Source organism: Flavobacterium croceum DSM 17960 (assembly GCF_002917885.1).
Lineage (GTDB): Bacteria > Bacteroidota > Bacteroidia > Flavobacteriales > Flavobacteriaceae > Flavobacterium > Flavobacterium croceum.
Genome location: NZ_PQNY01000014.1, coordinates 45,764 through 67,900, shown reverse-complemented (window position 1 = coordinate 67,900; position 22,137 = coordinate 45,764). Strand labels below are relative to the sequence as shown.

20 protein-coding genes are annotated in these 22,137 nt (G+C 30.7%); 13 read left to right on the top strand and 7 right to left on the bottom strand.

The features are described from left to right. Positions 1-10 precede the first annotated feature (10 nt). The 3 genes from Q361_RS10810 (at position 11) to Q361_RS10800 (ending at position 3,217) form a co-directional block, all read left to right on the top strand. A complete protein-coding gene (locus Q361_RS10810; protein ID WP_103726747.1) occupies positions 11-376 on the top strand; it encodes a four helix bundle protein in 366 nt (121 codons plus the stop codon). Positions 377-447: 71 nt separating this feature from the next. Further along, entirely contained in the window at positions 448-2,238 is a 1,791-nt protein-coding gene (locus Q361_RS10805) for an acyl-CoA dehydrogenase family protein (protein WP_103726746.1), read from the top strand. An 85-nt stretch (positions 2,239-2,323) separates the two neighbouring features. Next, a complete protein-coding gene (locus Q361_RS10800) occupies positions 2,324-3,217 on the top strand; it encodes a glycosyltransferase family A protein (protein ID WP_103726745.1) in 894 nt (297 codons plus the stop codon). On the opposite strand, the gene Q361_RS10795 is transcribed toward Q361_RS10800, so the two are convergent. Genes Q361_RS10795 through Q361_RS10785 form a run of 3 tightly spaced genes read right to left on the bottom strand, consistent with a single transcriptional unit; the run spans position 3,160 to position 5,757 of the window. Then, complete coding sequence (locus Q361_RS10795) at positions 3,160-4,281, bottom strand: glycosyltransferase (RefSeq protein ID WP_103726744.1); 1,122 nt, start codon at positions 4,279-4,281, stop codon at positions 3,160-3,162. The genes Q361_RS10800 and Q361_RS10795 overlap by 58 nt on opposite strands. Continuing rightward, a complete protein-coding gene (locus tag Q361_RS10790) occupies positions 4,269-4,661 on the bottom strand; it encodes a sugar 3,4-ketoisomerase (protein ID WP_103726743.1) in 393 nt (130 codons plus the stop codon). Before Q361_RS10790 ends, Q361_RS10795 begins: the two co-directional genes overlap by 13 nt. Beyond that, on the bottom strand, positions 4,651-5,757 hold the full coding sequence (locus Q361_RS10785; RefSeq protein ID WP_146047007.1) for a glycosyltransferase: 1,107 nt from the start codon (positions 5,755-5,757) through the stop codon (positions 4,651-4,653). The genes Q361_RS10790 and Q361_RS10785 overlap by 11 nt, the downstream gene beginning before the upstream one ends. Before the next feature lie 58 nt (positions 5,758-5,815). Between Q361_RS10785 and Q361_RS10780 the strand changes: the two genes are divergently transcribed. Then, the gene (locus Q361_RS10780; RefSeq protein WP_103726741.1) at positions 5,816-6,949 is read left to right on the top strand and encodes a glycosyltransferase; all 1,134 of its coding nucleotides are present in this window, start codon (positions 5,816-5,818) and stop codon (positions 6,947-6,949) included. Between the two features lie 32 nt (positions 6,950-6,981). Here Q361_RS10780 and Q361_RS10775 read toward each other — a convergent pair whose 3' ends face one another. From Q361_RS10775 to Q361_RS10760, 4 genes are read right to left on the bottom strand one after another with little or no spacing between them, the layout of a single operon-like run. Continuing rightward, positions 6,982-8,247: an O-antigen translocase gene (locus Q361_RS10775; protein ID WP_103726740.1), complete on the bottom strand. Its 1,266-nt coding sequence runs from the start codon at positions 8,245-8,247 to the stop codon at positions 6,982-6,984. Beyond that, a complete protein-coding gene (locus tag Q361_RS10770) occupies positions 8,248-9,345 on the bottom strand; it encodes a DegT/DnrJ/EryC1/StrS family aminotransferase (RefSeq protein ID WP_103726739.1) in 1,098 nt (365 codons plus the stop codon). Continuing rightward, complete coding sequence (locus Q361_RS10765) at positions 9,342-10,283, bottom strand: FemAB family protein (RefSeq protein WP_103726738.1); 942 nt, start codon at positions 10,281-10,283, stop codon at positions 9,342-9,344. The genes Q361_RS10770 and Q361_RS10765 overlap by 4 nt, the downstream gene beginning before the upstream one ends. A gap of 12 nt (positions 10,284-10,295) precedes the next feature. After that, positions 10,296-11,024 carry an RDD family protein gene (locus Q361_RS10760; RefSeq protein WP_103726737.1) on the bottom strand — a complete coding sequence of 243 codons (729 nt, stop codon included), beginning with the start codon at positions 11,022-11,024 and terminating at the stop codon, positions 10,296-10,298. A 20-nt stretch (positions 11,025-11,044) separates the two neighbouring features. On the opposite strand from Q361_RS10760, the gene Q361_RS10755 reads away from it, so the two are divergent. The 9 genes from Q361_RS10755 (at position 11,045) to Q361_RS10715 (ending at position 22,131) form a co-directional block, all read left to right on the top strand. Continuing rightward, on the top strand, positions 11,045-12,025 hold the full coding sequence (locus Q361_RS10755; protein WP_103726736.1) for a stage II sporulation protein M: 981 nt from the start codon (positions 11,045-11,047) through the stop codon (positions 12,023-12,025). Then, positions 12,015-12,770, top strand: coding sequence for a DUF4129 domain-containing protein (locus tag Q361_RS10750; RefSeq protein ID WP_103726735.1), 756 nt, complete (start codon positions 12,015-12,017; stop codon positions 12,768-12,770). Before Q361_RS10755 ends, Q361_RS10750 begins: the two co-directional genes overlap by 11 nt. Before the next feature lies 1 nt (position 12,771). After that, positions 12,772-14,085, top strand: coding sequence for a hypothetical protein (locus Q361_RS10745; protein WP_103726734.1), 1,314 nt, complete (start codon positions 12,772-12,774; stop codon positions 14,083-14,085). Between the two features lie 7 nt (positions 14,086-14,092). Beyond that, entirely contained in the window at positions 14,093-15,097 is a 1,005-nt protein-coding gene (locus Q361_RS10740) for an AAA family ATPase (protein WP_103726733.1), read from the top strand. A gap of 20 nt (positions 15,098-15,117) precedes the next feature. Then, positions 15,118-16,449, top strand: coding sequence for a DUF58 domain-containing protein (locus Q361_RS10735; protein WP_103726732.1), 1,332 nt, complete (start codon positions 15,118-15,120; stop codon positions 16,447-16,449). A gap of 16 nt (positions 16,450-16,465) precedes the next feature. Beyond that, positions 16,466-17,371 (top strand): DUF2167 domain-containing protein, encoded by a 906-nt coding sequence (locus tag Q361_RS10730; protein ID WP_103726731.1) that lies wholly within the window; start codon positions 16,466-16,468, stop codon positions 17,369-17,371. Between the two features lie 4 nt (positions 17,372-17,375). Then, positions 17,376-18,170 (top strand): TrmH family RNA methyltransferase, encoded by a 795-nt coding sequence (locus Q361_RS10725; RefSeq protein ID WP_103726730.1) that lies wholly within the window; start codon positions 17,376-17,378, stop codon positions 18,168-18,170. Positions 18,171-18,326: 156 nt separating this feature from the next. After that, a complete protein-coding gene (locus Q361_RS10720) occupies positions 18,327-19,856 on the top strand; it encodes a serine hydrolase (protein ID WP_103726729.1) in 1,530 nt (509 codons plus the stop codon). A gap of 52 nt (positions 19,857-19,908) precedes the next feature. Then, a complete protein-coding gene (locus tag Q361_RS10715; protein ID WP_103726728.1) occupies positions 19,909-22,131 on the top strand; it encodes a RelA/SpoT family protein in 2,223 nt (740 codons plus the stop codon). The last annotated feature ends 6 nt before the right edge of the window (positions 22,132-22,137 follow it).

Below are 22,137 nucleotides of genomic sequence, written 5' to 3'. Positions count from 1 at the left end.
TAGACTAAAAATGATTGACTTTAAAAGACACAATTTCAAGAAACTTAAAATATGGCAAATGAGCATAGAAATTGCCAAAATAGTTATGGATATTACGGATACTTTTCCAGTTGCTGAAAAATTTGGTTTAAAAAGTCAAATGGACAGATGTTCAATTTCATTACCTTCAAATATAGCAGAAGGTTCAAGTAGAACTGACAAGTCTTTTAGTCATTTTATTGATATAGCTTTAGGCTCATCTTTTGAATTACAAACACAATTATTATTAGCTAATCATAGAAAATATATTACAAATGAAATAACAAACAATATTGAAATAAAAATAGAAGAATTTCAAAAAGCAACAATGTCATTTCAAAACACATTAAATAAATAACATATTGATGATTAATAGTTTCGTCTATCATATCTATTCGTCTATTCTCTATCATCTAAAAACATAAAAAAATGGAAGATATAACTCGTGGAGGACAATTCCTCATCAAAGAAACCAAATGTGAAAATGTCTTTACACCCGAAGATTTCTCAGAAGAGCAAATCATGATGCGTGATTCTGTAAAAGAATTTGTAGACAAAGAAATTTGGCCAAACAAAGACCGATTTGAGCATAAAGATTATGCCTTTACAGAAGCAATGATGCGAAAAGCAGGTGAAATGGGCTTTTTAAGTGTTGCCGTTCCCGAAAATTATGGCGGAATGGGAATGGGATTTGTTGATACTTGTTTAGTTTGCGATTATATTTCGGGAGCAACAGGTTCATTTTCAACAGCATTTGGTGCACATACCGGAATTGGAACAATGCCAATTACTTTGTATGGAACCGAAGAACAAAAGCAAAAATATGTACCAAAATTAGCTTCGGGAGAATGGTTTGGAGCGTATTGCTTAACAGAACCAGGCGCAGGAAGTGATGCCAATTCAGGTAAAACAAAAGCAGTTCTTTCTGAAGATGGAACGCATTACAAAATAACAGGGCAAAAAATGTGGATTTCAAATGCAGGCTTTTGTTCGCTTTTTATTGTTTTTGCTCGAATTGAAGATGATAAAAACATCACTGGTTTCATTGTAGAAAATGATCCAAGTAATGGAATTTCAATGAACGAAGAAGAACATAAATTAGGAATTCGTGCTTCTTCTACTCGTCAGGTATTTTTTAACGAAACAAAAGTTCCTGTAGAAAATATGTTGGCTGGTCGTGGAGAAGGTTTCAAAATAGCAATGAATGCACTGAATGTTGGTCGTATCAAATTGGCAGCAGCGTGTTTAGATGCCCAACGTCGTGTGACTTCAAACGCCATTAATTATGCAAACGAAAGAATACAGTTTAACACGCCTATTTCATCATTTGGTGCTATTCGTTACAAATTGGCCGAAATGGCAACTTCTGCTTATGCTGGAGAAAGTGCGACCTATCGTGCTGCAAAAGACATTGAAAACAGAATTAAAATTCGTGAAGCTGAAGGTGCAACTCATCAAGAAGCCGAATTAAAGGGTGTTGAAGAATTTGCTATTGAATGTTCCATTCTAAAAGTGGCAGTTTCAGAAGATATTCAAAATTGTGCTGACGAAGGAATTCAAATTTATGGTGGAATGGGATTCTCTGAAGATACACCAATGGAAAGTGCTTGGCGCGATGCTCGTATTGCTCGTATCTATGAAGGAACAAACGAAATCAACAGAATGCTTTCGGTTGGAATGCTTATTAAAAAAGCAATGAAAGGTCACGTTGATTTGCTTGGTCCTGCTATGAAAGTGCAAGAAGAATTAATGGGAATTCCATCTTTTGACACACCTGATTATTCTGAATTATTTTCAGAAGAAAAAGAAATGGTGAGCAAATTGAAAAAAGCATTCTTGATGGTTGCTGGTGCTGCGGTTCAAAAATATGGAATGGACTTAGACTCGCATCAACAATTATTAACTGCTGCTGCCGATATGTTAATTGAAATTTATATGGCAGAAAGCGCCATTTTAAGAACCGAAAAATTAGCTAAAAAAGTAGGCGAAGATCAAGCAAAAGAACAAATTGCAATGTCTAAATTGTATTTATACAAAGCCGTTGATATTGTTTCGTTGAGAGGAAAAGAAAGTATTATTTCTTTTGCTGAAGGTGACGAACAACGCATGATGCTTATGGGATTACGCCGCTTTACAAAATATACCAACATGCCAAATATTGTTGGTTTAAGAGAAACTATTGCTTCAAAATTAATTGCAGCAAATAGTTATTGTTTCTAGTTTTAGTTTATTAATTGTTTTGTAGATGAGCCAACTTTTGTTGGCTTTTCTCATTTTTTACAATATAAAAATGTAGTTTTGCTCTATGCTTTCTATACTTATTCCTACATATAATTATGATATTCTTCCGCTTGTTAGTCAGCTACATAAACAAGCTACACAAGCCAATATCTATTTTGAAATAAGAGTTCAAGAAGATGATAAAAACAGCACTTTAGTTGCCCAAAACGCTATAATAAATACATGGGAAAACTGTTATTATGATGTAAATGATTCGAGACAAGGTTGGTGCTTAAATAGAAATATTTTAATAGAAAAATCAAAAGGCGATAAAATATTATTTTTAGATGTTGATACACTTCCTGTTAATAACAACTTTATAAGTACTTATGTAGAACTTAATCTTGATGAAAATCCGTTTGTTTTTGGCGGTTGGAACTATAAAGAAAATTACGAAAAAGGCTTTGAATTACGTTATTTTTATGGTGTAAATCGCGAGGCAATACCATTGCACAAAAGAATAAATAACCCATATAATACGGCTTTTACTTCAAATTTATATTATAAAAAAAGTGCCATACCAAATTTGCGTTTTGAAAGTAATTTAACAAAATATGGATATGACGATATCCTGTTTATAAACGATATTAAAAAAAATAACAAACCTATATTGCATATTGAAAACCCAATATATCATTTAGGTTTAGAAAAATCTGAGGTCTATTTTAATAAGGTAGTTGAGTCTGTATTAAACTTATCTATTTTATACAAACAAAATCAAATGAGTGCTCAGGAAAGTAAAATAATAAAAGCATTCCAAATACTACAAAAATACTATTTAACAAATTTATTTATATATTTCTTTACAATATGTAAGCCTTTATTCAGAAAAAATATTTTAAGTGCTAAACCAAGTTTATTTTATTTAGACTTATATAAGTTGGGTACATTTTGTTTATCAATGAGAGATTCCAAATAAACTTTCCATTTAAGAGCAACTCTATTTATATCATATTGTTTACTAGATTCTTTAGCTTGTTTACTTAATGTATCTCTTAAATCATTAGTAGACATAAGATGAGATAGATTCTCTACAAAAACCTTACTATTATTGTTCTCTATTAATATTCCGTTTTGTTTTGTGAGTATAGAAGCGGGACCAACCGGGCAGTCATAAGCAATTATAGGAACGCCATAATTACTCGCTTCTAGTAATACCATTGGCATACCTTCTTGTCGAGATGTCATTGCAAAAATTGAACTGCTAAGGTATTCTTTTTCTACATCTAGCGTAGGAACGTTAAAAACAACCCGTTGCGTATTGAATTTGTTTTTTAAAGATTCTAAGTTAAAATATCCTTCATTTTCAATAAAAATATACAAACTCCAATCTAAAAATTCACTTTCAATTTGACTCCAAATTTCTAGTAATCGGTCTACACCTTTTTCGTAAGAATTTCGGGTAATACACAATACTCTTTTCTGATTTACATTTGTAATATGGTCACTTAAAACTATTGGATTGGAAATAATTTCTCCTTTTTTATTCCATTCTTTTTCAGATAATTTAGATAAATACACAATATTATCATGTTTACGGATACCAAAATTTCGAATAAACTGCTGAAAAGAATACTTTATTTTTGATACGTAATTTTGAATTGCAAATTCTACAACCCATTTTGAAGCATGTATTTCAAAAACTACTGGACATATTTTTTTAATAAAAAATGGAAATAAAAAGGCCTTTAAGCCATTATCTAACAATAAAATCACATCGGGTTTAAACTGATTTTGTATTTTTTCTACTTGTTTTTTATAATGAAAAATGAAAAATAAGTTTTTTTTGAGTTTAATATCAAAAAATGATATGCGCGAATCGAATGCAAAAAACGGATTTTCATGACCTTCGTTTTGCGTTAATATACCTACTTCGTAACCAAATTCTCTACAAAAATAATTGGCTCTCATAGACAAAACTTTGGCAACACCTCCTGCCCTATTGGCTTTGGGAACTATAAATAAAACTCTTATTTTATCCATGCCAAAAACTCATCGTACTCTCGTATATAATCGCTTTCTTCAAATTCATGTGATGCCAATACCAAACAAACAGCTCCAGATGAGAAATTTTCTAACTCTCTCCACATATTTGTGGGAATAAACAAGCCTTTATCGGGTTTATTTAAGGTTATTGTTGTTCGCTCTGTTCCTGTATCTAAAACCACATCAAAACTACCCGAAATAGCAACTAAAAATTCTTGATGTTGTTTGTGTGCATGACCGCCCCTGTGAGCCGTACTCGGTACATCGTATAAATAATAAACTCGCTTAAACGTATAGGGTAAAACTTTCTTTTCTATAATAGCAAGATTGCCTCTATAATCTTCAACTTTGGGTATTTCTATAATTTTATAATCCATGTTCATGCAACAATTGTAACCATTTATTTCCTATTTCTTCAATATTGTATTGTAGTACACTCGCTCTAGCGTTGTTTTTACAATGTAAATATAAATCTTTGTTTGCATAAAACGTATTGAGTGCATCTATAAATGCTTCTTGATTTTTAGGTTCTATTATTAAACCGTTTTCTCGATTGCTTATTATTTCATCTGGGCCAGACATGCAATTGAAAGCCACAACAGGTGTATTGCAAGCTAGCGACTCTAATAATACGGTAGGAAACCCTTCAAATTTACTCGTTAAAACAGTAAACAACGCATTCTTAAAGTAATGATATGGATTGCTTTTTCTTCCCAAAAAATGAACATAATTTTCTATATCTAAATCTGATGCTAATTTTATATATTTTGACATAAGTTTGCCCTCGCCTAGCAATATTAAATGAATATTTTGCGCCATTAAGCTAGACTGCGAATACATTTTTAACAAAACATCATATTGTTTTACATCTGTATGCATACTTCCTACAGCCAAAATGTATGAAAAATGAATATCTAATGCTTCATCTTTCAATGCATCTATTACTGATAAATCTATCGCTATTGAAATGTATTTGCTTGGGTATTTATAACGTTGCTCTATTTTATTTGTAATGGCTTTTGACACTCCAATAATTTTTGTTGCATGAGTAAAAATACGTTTTGCAAGAAAATTGTTTTGGGTAAAATACAACTCTGTATTATAACTATGAACGACAACAAAATAAGGAGTATTAAATATCATTTTTGTAATAAACCATTCTTGCCACGATTTACTTCTAACTCTAGTATCAATAATACAATCAAACTTATTGGCCTTAAATGTTTTATATAATACTAAAAAACGTTTTATTCTATTCCAAAAACCAGCGTTATGAGATTTAATTTTACCCAAGTTTACGACTGCTCCGCTATAGGCGTATTCAATCTCGTCGAGAACTAAAATATGAGTAACGCTTTGGTTGTTTTTTTCTAAAAATAGAGATAACATCGCAGAAAACCTCTCGGCGCCGCCACCTGCAAGATGATCGGAAACTATAGCAATATGCCTTGATTTATTTGAATGTAACTGCAATTTTATCTATTTTAGCCACAAATATAATGAGATATTTTTATCTGAATAAGTTATTGTTTTGAGAATACTACTGATAGGGGAATTTAGCAAACTACACAATTCACTAGCCGAAGGCTTAAAAAAATTGGGGCACGAAGTATGCTTGGTTTCTAGTGGAGATCATTTTAAAAACTTTCCTTCCGATTTTTCGACTAAACCTATTATTGCTGAGTTAAAATTAGCTCGATTATTTAGAAAAACTATTTACAAATTATTTTACCTTGATATAGCATCTATCGAAATTGGGATTCGTTTCTATTTTTTATTACCGAAATTTAAAAATTATGATCATGTACATTTAATAAATGAAGCCCCTATACAAACTATACCTTTTTTTGAAAGAATCTTACTCAAAAAGTTATTTCAACAAAATCATAAAATACATTTATTATGTTGTGGATTAGACTATAACGTAGCTAAACATCTATTCTCGCACACAGAACCTTACTCTATACTAACTCCTTTTCAAAACAAACCAAACAACCATTCAGAATTGCGTTTTTTTAAAAGTTTTTTGCAACCAAATCATATCAAAACGCATCAATTAGTATATAAAAATATAGCAAGTGTTACGGCTTCAGATTTAGATTATGTAAACGCTATACAGCATGAAAAAAAATACAAAGGTTTAATACCAAATCCGGTTGTTATTACTAAATATAAACCTTTAGAAATTCGTGATAAAATTATCATTTTTTTAGGTATAAACAGACTTAATTCTACAGCAAAAGGAATTGTATATTTTGAAGAAGCACTTAAAATAATTCAAAACAAATATCTTGACAAAGTAGAAATTAAAACTGTTGAAAACTTACCTTATTATACTTATATTACCGAATATTTGGCTGCACATATAGTACTTGACCAAGTTTTTAGTTACGATCAAGGATATAATGCTCTAGAAGCTATGGCAAAGGGCAAAGTAGTTTTTACTGGTGTAGATAAACCTTTCTTGGCATATTATAATGTAAAAGAAGATGAAGTCGCTATAAATGCACTGCCAGATGTAAATTATTTAGTTTCTAAATTATCTTGGCTTATAGAAAATCCTGAAAAAATAATTGAAATTGGCACTCATGCTCAGTCTTTTATTCAAAAAGAGCACCACTATATTCATGTAGCTCAAAAATACTTGAACGTTTGGCAAGAATAATTCAATGCGATTTAACCAAGTAATTTACTTAGCTATTTTTTAAAAATTATGTTTTTAAAATAAATTATAAGTAGTAAAAAATAGATAATGTAATGAACTGCATATCCGATTACCATACCTTTTACACCATAAATATTTATAAATAGTACCGATAGTAATAAAAGAATTGTAATCGAAACAATTTCAAGAATAATAAAAGGAAACGTTAGTTTTTTTGCAAAAAATTGAAATCCTAATATCAAAGACATCGCTTTGAAGAAATCACCAATTTCTTGCCACAAAAACAAATTTGAAACTGGTTTAAAACTAGCCGTAAATAATAAATTAATTACAAAATCTCTACAAAAATATAGAACGACCAAACCAACAAAAAAAACAGGTATTATTGTTTTAAAATAATCTTGAAATATAGTTTTTGTTTCGTTGTTTGAAGTTGAAGTTGCCAATTTTGGAAAAAAATATACACTGATTATTGTAGTTATAAAAAGCATATAATAATTTGAAATTCTACTAATAGCTTCATAATATCCTGCAACTTCAAACGATTGTTGTTGTACCAAATAGGTTCTTAAATACAGTTGTACTAAAGGCAATAATAACATAGAAGCTAATGACATAGCTAAAAATTCTAACAAACGGAGTACATAAATTTTTTGAAAATTTTGTAAAGATATATTCAAATTTTTCCATACAAAAAACAATGTAATACATACCATAATAGCAGGCACAACAGAAATAGAAAACATTGCTCCTGATGTTTTATAATGCATTATAATCCAAACAGATAAAAGCAAAACAAGTATGTTGCTCACTATATTTAATAAAATAAGTAATCTAAATTTTTGTAAACCATTCAAAATAGTCATAAAAACAAATGATGCTATATACCAAGGAAGCACTAAACTCGTGTATTTTACAATAGGTTCATAATCTAAACTATTACACAAATAATGACTTATAGTGCCTGAGAACACAAATAATACACTACTTATACAAATACTCCAAAAGAAAAGAGTTATAGTAGTTGTAGCCACAAATTTTTTAAGTTTTTCAGTATCTGTTTTATATTCAGAAACATACTTTATAATCCCGTTACTGCTACCAAGAGTAGCAACATTTTCTAGAGTAGTAAAAAATGTACGCCAATTCCCCACTATTCCCATTCCATGTGGCCCAATATAAGCAGCCATTACTTTACCCGAAATAAAACCCACTATAAATTTTACTAAAACCGAAATGCTATTTAAAGAAAATACTTTAAACAATTCTTTTTGTGTTATTTTTTTTAAAATATACAATTAGTAGTTATTTACTGTGGTTATAATTTTTTCTACTTGAGCATCAGATAAAACACCATACATGGGTAAACTAAGCACTTCTTGATGTATTTTTTCGGAAATAGGAAATGATTTTTCATTCCATTGCTGTAAAGCATTTTGCTTATGTGGTGCAATTGGGTAATGTATGAGCGTTTGTATATCGTGCTGTGCTAAATAATGTTGAAGTTGTGCTCTATCTTTTGTTCTAATTACAAAAAGATGAAAAACATGCTCTTTATCAACGGGTAATTTTGGCAGAATAATTTTAGAATTTTTTATTTCATGGCAATATCTTGTAGCAATGTGCAATCTTTGTTTATTTTCAATATCCAAAAAAGGTAATTTTACTCTCAAAAATGCAGCCTGTAGTTCATCTAGCCTTGAATTATAGCCTAAATAATCATTTTTATATTTTTGTACAGACCCATAATTACGTAAACATCTTACTAGTTCAGCCAATGCGTCGTCATTGGTTGTTACCGCACCTGCGTCGCCCAAAGCTCCTAAATTTTTACCTGGATAAAAACTAAATCCAGCAGCGTTTCCCCAAGCTCCAGCCTTAATCCCATTATATTGTGCACCGTGCGCTTGAGCCGCATCTTCAATTACTAATAAATCATATTGTTGCGCCAAATGTTGTATTGCAGGCATATCTGCCAAACAGCCATACAAGTGTACAGGCATAATTGCTTTTGTTTTTTTTGTGATATACAACTCTATGAAAGAAACATCTATGTTGAATGTATCTTTATTGGGTTCAACTAAAACAGGAACCAAATCAGCTTGCAAAATTGCCAAAATAGTAGCTATATAAGTATTAGAAGGTACTATTACTTCATCTCCTTTTTGCAATTTACCCAATTGTATGTACGCTTTTAATATCAGTACCAATGCATCTAAACCATTACCCACACCTACAGCGTGCTTAACACCACAATATTCTGCAAATTCTTGTTCAAATAATGTTACTTCGTCTCCCAAAATAAACCACCCTTTTTCTAAAACAAGGTTTAGTTTTTCTTGAAATTCATTTTGATATTGCGCATTTATTTTTTGTAAATCTAAAAATGGAATCATAACTGAATTTTATAGGTGTCTAAATTTACAATTTTTGCTCCCAAATTGAGTTTGTTTTGCAATAACGATATATTGTAGCCATATTGATTGGAGGCCGACACTGTACCCATATCAAAGTACTTTTTGTTTCGTTTATAATATTCAAAAAGAGTAAGATACAAATAATCTAATGCCCAAACGCTTTCACCCAACTCATTAATTGCAGCATATTGTGCTTTGGCAACGTGTTGGGTTTCAAAAATGGTTATTCCTGCTACGGCATTATCATTGTAATAAACCATGTATTGCTTTATGTTATTTGGAAATAAAAAGATCAGTTTTTCTATCTCTTGCAATGTATGTACAGGTGTGGTATTATATTTTTCTTTTAGTCTTGGTATTAACAATTCGTTCCAAAATACTTCAACTCCTGTTTGCTTAAATTCCAACTCTTTTTCTTGCGAACGTTTGAAATAATATTTTTTATTCTTCGAAAGTATAATAGGTTCGCTAAGTTGTACCACCAAGTCCATTTCTCTTTGTAATACTGTCGCTTTATGTTTCCATAACAAATATTCGATTTCTTGACAAGGTTGAGATTGATAAACTAAAGGTGGAATTTTATAAATAAAATGTTCAAAATTATTTTGTTTTAAAAATAAAATAAGTTCATTAAAAATTTCATCTAGTACGGGTAGTTTAATTTCGTCTGTATAAAGCAATCCGCCATAAGTAAGCCCTTGATGTGAGTAGATTTGATAGGCTACTCTATTGGCTGGCAAAATGGCTAACAATTTTTGATTATTATAAATTAATAAAGAAAAATCTTCAAACCTATTGGCATGATATTCCATAAAATCTCTATGAAACAAAAATGTAGCATTTTTTGCATTGCTAACAAAATTATTCCAAATAGCTGCGTCTTCTTTTGAATATATTTTTATACGGTAATTACTCAATTTAAAAAAGGATTACATATTTTGGGTATAATAGTTATAATCTTTCAGTATTGTACGAATAAAATCGTTGGTGTTTCCCGATTTATTTATTTCTCCTGTTACACTTTCTATTTTTGATTTAAGCTTTGATATTGTAGCTGTATCTTGCGATGCTAAAGCCGTATTAAATGTATCTTTTATAATACGTACATCATTATCTGACAGTTTGATTACAAGAGGGTACAAAGGAATATAGTGCGTGTCTATCTCTTCTAAAATTGTGTGCTCAATTCGTATTTTATTTTGTAAAGAAATAACTGTAGTTCCTGCTGCAATATCGCCCAATCGTTGCCCCTTTTTACTTACAAGAAACACAATTAAACCAATAATATTGGTTTCTACTATTGAGGCTATCCATCTTATAAAATAATCTAAAAAACTTGCTTGGTAACCATCTATTTTTACCACTTTAATTTTTCTTATTTTTTTTCCAATAGTCTGCCCCTCAAAAAGCGATTCAAAAATTAGTTCATATAAAGATGCAGGAAGCGTTACCGTAAGTAGAAAAGCCATTAACTCCATACCATCTAAATGTGATACCCACGTTTTTAAATTTAAAAGTGAAATTAATAAATACAAAAAATAAAAGTATAAAAGTTTTAAACCAATATCTATTAAAAACGCTAACATGCGATCGCCGAATTCGGCAATTTTAAAATTTATGGTAACATTTTGTGTTGTAGTAATGGTAATTTCGTTCATATTCGTTATTTTCGCTTTCTATGAGAGAGGTTGCTTTTATAAAACAAAATAAAGAAAAATGGCTTGAATTTGAACAAGCAATTTTTGGTAAATCTACTAAAAATCCTGATGAGTTGGCAAATTTATACATTCATTTGGTAAATGATTTATCTTATGCCCAAACATTTTACCCAAAAAGCAAGACTACAGTATACTTAAATTATTTAGCATCAAATATTTATCAAAAAATATACAAGACCAAAAGATTAGAAAAAAATAAAATTTCTTATTTTTTTAAGCAAGAAGTTCCGTTGTTGTGTTACCAATATCGTTCTTATTTTTTATTTGCTTTTGTATTGTTTTTTGCATTTTTATTCATTGGAATTATTTCAACAAAATATGATGAAACTTATGCCCGTTCATTTTTTGGTGACGAGTATGTAAACACTACATTAGAAAATATTAAAAAAGGAAATCCAGTTGCTATTTATAAAAGTTCGGGAGAAATAAGTAGCTTTTTGGGTATAACCATAAATAATATAAAAGTAGGTGCCAAAATGTATATATCTGGGCTTACTGGCGGAATACTTACATTTTACATGTTACTACAAAATAGTTCTATGGTTGGTTGTTTTCAATACTTTTTTTACCAACAAGGCGTATTATGGCAAAGCATAAAAGGAATTTGGTTGCACGGTAGCATGGAAATTTTTAGCATGATAATAGAAGCTGCTTGTGGGTTTATTCTTGCGGCATCTCTATTTTTTCCAAAAACTTATTCAAGAACCGACTCTCTTAAAATTGGTTTTGGAGATAGTATAAAAATTTATATTGCTACAATACCTTTTACTATAGCGGCGGGTTTTATAGAAGGTTTTATTACCCGATGGTCAAAAGAAATGCCTTTGATAATGAATATTTTTATAATTGCCGTAACATTATCTGGAATTTCTTATTATTTTTTATTGTATCCAAAAAGAGTATTTCAAAAAGTTTATAAAAATAGTATACATGCCTCATAAATTTAAAATAGTATTTCTAGTCTTATTTTTTGGCATATACTGCCATGCCTACGATCTTTTGAAAAGTGACGAGAAAACCTCGCAAGATTCATTAACGACAATAGTTAAAACAAACGAACCGACATATTCTAGAAATTTTAGTACAAATTTTAAAGAGCAATACAAAGATGCTGACTTTATATATGAAACTCAAAAAGAATCGGAATCTTTATGGACACGCTTTTTAAGGTGGCTAAATGAACTTTTTTCATTAGATAAAAATCCCGATGGGATTATACAAACATCAAAAATTATAGCATACATTGTAAAAATTGCTCTTTATATACTTATTGGTATAACCTTAATTTATATTGTAAAACTGTTTTTGTATAAAGATGGTAGTTGGTGGTTTACAAAAAATCCAAAATTAATTGAAACCGATTTAGAGGCTATCGACATTGATATAAATAAAGTAAATTTTGAAGAAATTATCTCAAATGTATTGGAAAATAACGATTACCGATTGGCAATAAGGTATTACTACTTATGGCTACTCAAAAAATTGAGTGATAAAAATTATATCGATTGGCATCCTGAAAAAACCAATAGAGAATATCTGTATGAAATAAAGTTTGAAAAAAACAGAAAAGATTTTGCTTATGCCTCTCAAATATACGAATATACTTGGTACGGAATGTTCGATTTAAAGCAGTATGAGTTTGAATTGGCAAAGAGTAAGTTTCAAAAAATAATACAAGAATTATAATATGGATAAAACATTAAAAATAATCATTGCTTTATTTGTATTACTTCTTGTATCGCTTGGGTTGATTGAGTATTTTAAACCCAAAGAAATAGATTGGAATCATACATATAGTACCACCGATAAAATTCCGTTTGGTTTGTATGTTTTAGACCATCAAATGAAATCGTTATTTCCTGAAAGTAACATAAAAAAAGTAAATAAGTCTTTTTACGAATATGTTACAGGAGATTCAGACTACGAAACGACAAATACTGTTGAAGAAATCGTGCCCGATACTCTTGATAGAGAATTAGATAGTATTGTGATTGAGAGCTACGATAATACAGACTATTACAACAATACAACACAAGATACAGTATCTGAGCTAAAAGGGCTATTGTTTTATGTTTCTGAGTTTAGTAGAATTGACAAAAATTCATTCGAAAAAATACTAAAATTTACAGCTCTTGGTAATACTACGTTTATTAGCGCTACCGATTTTCCGCCAATGCTTAAAGATTCTTTGGGTATTAATTCTGTTCTAGAAATGATAAACAAAGATAGCTTAACTGTTACATTATGCGACAATCCAACAACGCATTATAAATATAATTTGGGTGCCGAAAATGTTTATTTTAATAAATATAACATCAAAACTACTACGGTTTTGGGGTATCACCTCTTTAAAAACAAAAAAGTTGCCGATTTTATTAAAGTAAAATATAAAAAAGGATTTTTTCTCATTCACACACAACCTCAAGCCTTTATAAACTATTATTTACTAAATAAAAAAAATCATTATTTGTATACAGAAAAGGTACTGTCTTATTTACCCAAAAATATTGCAAATGTATATTGGATAGGTCATACTAATCTAACTGAAGAAGAGTTAAAAGAGCTAGGCATACTTCAATTCATAAAAAAAACACCTCCTTTATTATGGGCATGGCGGATTTTTCTTTTGGGTTTATTACTTTTTATTATTTTTTATGCCAAAAGAAAACAACGTATCGTACCTATTATAAAACCTGTTACAAATACTACTGTAGAGTTTACAAAAACCATTGGAAATTTATACTTTCAAGAGGGAAATCATCAAAACATGATTGACAAAAAAATTATTTACTTTCTCGAAAAAATACGAAGCGAATATTATATAGATACTTCAAATTTGAACGAAGATTTTGTTGAAAAACTACACCAAAAAACGGGTAAACCGCTAGACGATGTGAAACACTTGGTAAAGCTTATCAATTTTCATAAATCTTCTAAACATCAAGCTATAGAAAGCGACTTAATAGAACTTAATAAAGCAATAGAAATCATACTTAGTTAATAAAAATATGGAACAACAATTTGATAACCAAGAAAATACAACACCTTCTTTTGAAAACAGAATTGATTTACAACCCTTAAAAGAAGGTGTGGGAAAAATTAGAGCCGAAATAAGCAAAGTAATTGTAGGCCAACAAAAAATGATAGATCAACTCTTGGTAGCATTACTTGCAAACGGTCATGTACTTATAGAAGGTGTGCCTGGAGTAGCCAAAACTATAACCGCAAAATTGTTAGCCAAAACTATTTCAATAGGATTTAGCCGAATACAATTTACACCCGATTTAATGCCTTCTGATATTTTAGGAACTTCTATTTTTGATATGAAAAAATCGGAATTTGAGTTTAAAAAAGGCCCAATTTTTTCAAATTTAATTCTAATTGATGAAATAAATAGAGCGCCCGCAAAAACACAAGCCGCTTTATTTGAAGTCATGGAAGAAAGACAAATAACCATAGATGGTACAAAATATGAAATGCAAAACCCATTTTTGGTATTGGCAACCCAAAACCCTATAGAGCAAGAAGGTACATATAGATTACCCGAAGCTCAACTCGATAGATTTTTATTTAAAATCAATGTAAAATACCCGCAACTTGCAGAAGAAATTTTATTATTACAAAAAGAACACACACTACAAAATAAAAATAAACTTGAAGATATACAAGCTGTAGTATCTGGGCAAAATATAGTAGCTTTTCAAAATCTAGTCAAACAAATTGTTGTAGACACGAATTTATTAGAATATATAGCAAAAATTGTTTCCAACACACGCGAAAATGCGTTTTTGTATTTGGGTGCTTCTCCTCGTGCATCTATAGCAATACTAAATGCTTCCAAAGGTTATGCGGCACTAAATGGCAGAGATTTTGTAACCCCCGAAGATATAAAAGAAGCAGCTGTACCTGTACTACAACATCGTGTAATTGTAACTCCAGAACGCGAAATGGAAGGTATGAAAAGCGAAGATATTATTAAACAAATTGTAGATGGTGTAGAAATTCCTCGATAATTAAACCAAACAATAGCATTTTGAAATTTTTTAAGCAACTCTATATCAACCCTTTGTTTTTCTATTTAGTAATAGGAATTACAATATTATTTGGAATTTCGTTTGGATTTTTGCCGCTTTTTGCAATATCCAAAATGCTGTTACTTATTTTATTTATAGTGTTTTGTTTGGATATAATTCTTTTATTTTCAAAAAAAACAGGTATTACTGCCCAACGTATTACACCCGAAAAATTGTCGAATGGCGATAAAAACCCCATTGGAATTATTATAAAGAATAATTATTCATTTTTAATAAAAACCAAACTTATTGATGAAATTCCTATTCAATTTCAGATAAGAAATTTTGAAATTAATCGAACCATAAAAAGCTTTCAAACATTAGAATACACATATACTATAAAACCTAATACAAGAGGCGAATATCGTTTTGGAAACTTAAATATTTATACAGCTACAGCATTAGGCTTGGTTTCTAAACGATATAGTTTTGATGGCGATGCTTTGGTAAAAGTGTATCCGTCGTTTATGCAATTACGCAAATACGATTTAATTGCTTTTTCAAATAGATTGACTGATTATGGCATGAAAAAAATTCGCCGTATTGGACATACTATGGAATTTGAGCAGATAAAAGAATATGTTTTGGGCGACGATTTACGTACCATAAACTGGAATGCTACTGCCAAAAAAAACAATTTAATGGTAAACCAGTTTCAAGATGAAAAATCACAAAATGTATATATGCTTATAGATAAAGGTCGTACCATGAAAATGCCATTTAACGAAATGAGCTTGCTAGATTATGCCGTAAACGCTTCATTGGTACTCTCGAATGTTATTATTAAAAAGCACGACAAAGCAGGAATGCTTGCCTTTTCAAAAACAATAAACAATAGAGTTACTGCCGATAGAAAAGGATTGCAAATGCAATACATAACAGAAAATTTATACAATATAGACAATGCTTATTATGAAAGTGATTATTCAAAATTATATGCTGAGGTAAAAACAAATATCAAACACCGAAGCTTACTTATATTGTACACAAATTTTGAAACGTTAGACGGACTGAACCGACAATTACCTTATCTTAAAGCTATAGCAAAAAACCATTTATTAGTGGTTGTATTTTTTCAAAATACAGAGCTACATCAAATTACAAAAAATAAAGCCTCTACCCTACAAGAAATTTACGACAAAACAATTGCCGAAAAATTTATATTCGAAAAAAAACTTATTGCCAACGAATTAAAAAAATACGGTATACATTCGGTACTTACACAACCTGAAAACCTTACTATAGATACCATAAATAAATATCTTGAAATTAAAGCCCGAGGAATTTTATAAATTTAAATTAATTAAAATGAAAAAAACACTACTCCTAATTTTAACTTTTTTAGTAAACCTTATTACTTTTGGACAAAACGAAAAGCTTCTAGACTTTGAAAAAATTGAAGCTTCAATGAAATACGAACACGGAAAAATTCCCTTTGTAACTCAAAAAGCAACTTTAAATGTGCCTAAAGGATTCAAATTCCTTGATGCAAAACAAACACAATATGTTCTTAAAGATTTGTGGGGAAATCCTGAAGACACGAGTATTTTAGGCGCGTTATTACCCGAAAATAATGGCGTTACTTTTTCCAATAGTTGGATGTTTGTAATAACATATCAAGAAGATGGACATGTAGAAGATGACGATGCAAACGATATCAACTATGACGATTTACTTAAAGAAATGAAAAAAGACACCAATGAAGCTAATACAGAAAGAAAAAAAGCAGGATATCCAGCCATTACACTTGTAGGATGGGCTTCAAAACCATATTATGATAATAATTTAAAGGTATTACATTGGGCAAAAGAGTTACGTTTTGGCAATGACAAAGAAAGTACACTAAATTACGATTTAAGAGTACTTGGAAGAACTGGTATGTTTAATGTATCTGCAGTAGCAGCAATAAATCAGTTAAATGAAGTAAAAGCTACCATTCCAAGTGTTATCAATAGTATTCAATTTAATGAGGGTAGTAAATATTCCGACTTTGACTCTTCTACAGATAATGTTGCGGCTTGGACTATAGGTGGTTTGGTTGCAGGAAAAGTATTGGCAAAAGCAGGTTTTTTTGCAGTAATAGCAAAATTTGGAAAAGCCATTATATTGGCTATAATTGCTGCTTTTGCAGGAATTAAAAAGTTTTTATTTGGCAAAAAAGAACACGAAGTATCTAGACCAAAAGAAGAAAGCAATACAAATCAAGATTTGTAAATTAATGAACAAACAAATTACATCTGTACAAAATCCGCTGATAAAATCATTGCTTTTACTACAAGAAAAAGCAAAAGCCAGAAAAAAATCGGGTAATTTTATTATTGAAGGAAAACGTGAAATAGAACTTGCTCTCAAAGGTAATTATACTTTGGAGCAAATTTTAGTTTGTACCGATATGTTTGAAGATCATTTATTTATTAAAAAAATCAATGATGTAGAGACCATTGAAATTTCGAAAGAGGTCTACAGTAAATTAGCATATCGAGATACTACCGAAGGCATTATTGCTGTTGCAAAATGTAAAAACCATGCACTTATCGATTTAAAATTGCCAAAAAATCCTCTCATTTTAGTTATGGAAAACATAGAGAAACCTGGCAATATTGGAGCTATGCTGCGTACTTGTGATGCTGCCAAAGTCGATGCTGTTATTTTGGCAAATACCAAAACCGATTTGTATAATCCAAACGTTGTTCGTTCTAGCGTAGGATGCCTATTTACCAACCAAATTGCGGTAGCGAGCAATGAAGATGTTATTGCATTTTTAAACCAAAATAAAATCAAATTTTATAGTGCTACATTACAAAACTCAAATAGCTATCATGTAGAAAATTATACCAAACCTACAGCCCTAGTTGTAGGTACAGAAGCTACAGGACTTACCCAGATTTGGCGTACCCAAGCATATCAAAATATTAATATACCCATGCAAGGAGTCATTGATTCTATGAATGTTTCTGTAGCCGCAGCCATATTGATATTTGAAGCAAAAAGACAAAGAGATTTTAAACCATAGCCAAACAAAGAAAAACAATTACTAATATTGCCATTGATATTGACATTGATATTGCCATTGAATTTGAATTTGAATTTGACATTGACATTGATATTGATATTGAAATTGCCATTGACATTGAATTTGACATTAAACGAATACTAAATAACTAAAAAAATGAAAGAACTATTTCACATACTACTATTGTTATTAGGTTTTACACTACAAGCCCAAATAACCGAACAAGAGTTGGACAAAGTAGTCGAAAAAACAATGAGTACATTTAATGTTCCAGGAATTGCAGTTGCTATTGTAAAAGATGGTAAAATAGTTATTTCTAAAGGTTACGGCGTAAAAAGTATAAAAACTAAGGAAAAAGTAGATGGAAATACTTTATTCGGAATAGCTTCAAACAGTAAAGCCTTTACCGCAACAGCACTCGCAATTTTGGTAGACGAAGGTAAACTCAATTGGGACGATAAAGTAATTAAATACCTACCTGAATTTAAAATGTATAATGAGTATGTTACTCAAGAATTTACAATAAGAGATTTGCTCACACATCGTAGCGGACTTGGTTTAGGTGCAGGCGATTTAATGATTTGGCCAGATGGACATAATTTTACGTCAAAAGACATCATCAATAATATTCAATATTTAAAACCTGTTTCAGCTTTTAGAACCAAATACGATTACGATAATTTACTCTATGTTATTGCAGGAGAAGTTGTAGCAAAAGTAAGCGGTAAAAGTTGGAACGACTTTGTAGAAGAACGCATTATGCAACCTTTGGATATGAAAAAAAGTGCGTCTTCTTGGAACCGAGTTCAAGATACTACCAATGTTATTGTGCCACATGTACCTGTAAAAGGTCAATTACAAATTATTAAACGCTACACAAATCCTATTTTTGATGCTGCCGCAGGTTTATATACCAATACCAACGAGCTAAGTAATTGGCTTATTATGCAAATGAATAAAGGTACTTACAACGGAAAAAGAATTGTTTCTGAAAAACAACACAAAGAAATGTGGACTTCGCAAACCATTATGCCTGTTAGAAAATTATTTCCATATACTTGTAATTTCGATACCTATGGTTTAGGTTGGCGACTCACAGATATAAACGGACATTTACAAGTTTCGCACACAGGTGGTCTTGAAGGCATTGTTACACAAACCATGATGTTTCCCGATATAAATTTAGGAATCATCGTGCTTACAAATCAACAATCTGGCGCTGCATTTACTGCCATTTCCAATACTATAAAAGATCGTTATTACAATTTTGCAACTACAGACCATGTAGAAAGATTAGGTAAAAATGTGCAACAAAATGAAGATAATGATGATAAAGCCCTTGCCGAAGTTTGGAATATTGTAGAAAACAATACCAAAAATAAAATTACGGTTCAACCCCATTTATATACCGGAACATATACTGATGCGTGGTTTGGTGATGTAATTATTACTGAGAAAAAAGGAAAAATGTATTTCGCTTCTGTACGTTCGCCCAAACTTGCTGGAGAATTATTTTTTTACAAAGACAATACATTTGTAGTAAAATGGAATACCAGAACATTCAATGCAGATGCTTACCTATATTTCAACCCAAGCAATAAAAATTTTAGCATGAAAGCTATTTCAGACTTAACTGATTTTAGTTACGATTTTCAAGACTTATATTTTACAAAGAAAAACAATTAGCATTTGGCAAACTAAATTTTATTTTCTATTTTAGTGAAATGAACAAAAAGCTATGATAGAAATAGATTTAGAAGAAGAAAAAAAAGCCCTAGCTAGAGAATACAAAGAGTTACTGCGTGTAAGTTATCAAACACTCACAGAAGATGATAAAAAACTTATACGCAAAGCCTTTGATGTAGCTGTAGATGCCCATAAAGAACAACGACGCAAATCGGGCGAGGCATACATTTTTCATCCTATAGGTGTGGCAAAAATAGTAGCTTCAGAAATTGGTTTGGGCGCTACTGGCATTGCTGCTGCTTTGTTGCATGATGTGGTAGAAGATACGCCAATTACTGTGCAAGATTTGGAAAAAATGTTCAATCCAAAAATTGCACAAATTGTAGCAGGGCTTACCAAAATATCTCAGGTAAAAAAAGACATGAATATTTCGCTTCAAGCGGAAAATTTCAGAAAAATGTTGCTTACCTTAAATGATGATGTTAGGGTAATATTAATTAAAATAGCCGATAGATTGCACAATATGCAAACTATGGATTCTATGCCCGATTACAAACAAGTAAAAATTGCTTCAGAAACTTTGTACATCTACGCACCTTTAGCACATCGATTAGGCTTGTACAACATAAAAACACAATTAGAAGATTTAGGATTAAAATATACCGAGCCAGAAATATACAAAGATATTGTTGCAAAAATTAAAGAAACCAAAGAAGAACAAGAAGCATACATAAAATTGGTATCTGATGTTTTAAAAAAATCGTTAGACGAAGAAGGTGTAGAATATGTAATAAAAGGCAGACCAAAATCTATATATTCTATCAGAAGAAAAATGCTTGTTCAAAATGTAACTTTTGATGAAGTCTACGACAAGTTTGCTCTACGAATTATATACAAATCTGATCCGCACGATGAAAAATTCATAGCTTGGAAAATTTACTCTATAGTTACCGATCATTACCGTCCGAGTCCAAGCAGATTAAGAGATTGGATATCATCTCCAAAATCTACAGGATACGAAGCACTACACATAACGGTTATGGGGCCAAAAGGGAGATGGGTAGAAATTCAAGTGCGTAGCGAACGAATGGATGAAATTGCAGAAAAAGGTTATGCCGCACACTACAAATACAAACAAGGCGCTACAGAAGAAAGTGGTTTAGATACTTGGCTTAATTTATTAAAAGAAGCCTTAGAAAACTCCGAGACCAACGCAGTAGATTTTGTAGAAGACTTTAAACTTAATCTATACGCCAAAGAAATATTTGTTTTTACCCCAAAAGGAGAAATAAAATCGTTACCCAAAGGAGCAACTTCTTTAGATTTTGCTTTTAGTATACATTCTGAACTTGGTATAAAAACAAGAGGAACACGGGTAAATGGAAAATTAGTTCCGCTTAACCACGAGCTAAAAAGTGGCGATCAAATAGAAATTATTACATCACCAAATCAAAAACCTACCATAAACTGGCTCGATTATGTTACCACTTCACGTGCTAAAAATAAAATAAGAAATGTACTTAATGAAGATATTAAAAAAATAGCCGAAGAAGGAAAAGAATTACTCGTAAGAAAATTAAGACATTTAAAAATAACACTCAATGAAAGTGTTGTAAATGAGCTGGTAAACTTTTTTAAACTCAAAACAAGTTTAGATTTATTTTATAGAGTTGGAATAGGCTCGATAGAAAACCAGCAACTTAAAGATTATGCCGCTCAAAAAAGCAATACACTTATTAATTTCTTTAAAAATAAAATAAAGAGAAACAATACTTCAACACAAGAAGAAATTAACAGACCCGAAATAAGTAAAAATTACGATTTATTGGTATTTGGTAGAGAAAATGATCGTCTAGACTACAAACTTTCCAACTGTTGTAACCCAATACCTGGAGACGATGTTTTTGGTTTTGTTACTATAAACGAAGGTATCAAAGTTCACAAAAAAGACTGTCCCAATGCCATAAGCCTTCAATCCAATTATGCCTATCGAATTATGCAAGCCAAATGGATTGACTCTACCCAACAAGAATTCAAAGCCATTTTAAAAATAACCGGAATGGATACCCTAGGACTTACCAACGAGCTTACTCGTGTAATATCCAATCAAATGCATGTAAATATACAAAGTATTTCTTTAAGTGGAGATGCAGGAATTTTTAATGGTCAAGTTACAGTTGTAGTACAAAACAATACTATTTTAAAAAAATTAATTGAAAATATTAGAAAAATTGACGGCATAGATAAAGTGAGTAGAGTATATACTACATCATAAATTGCT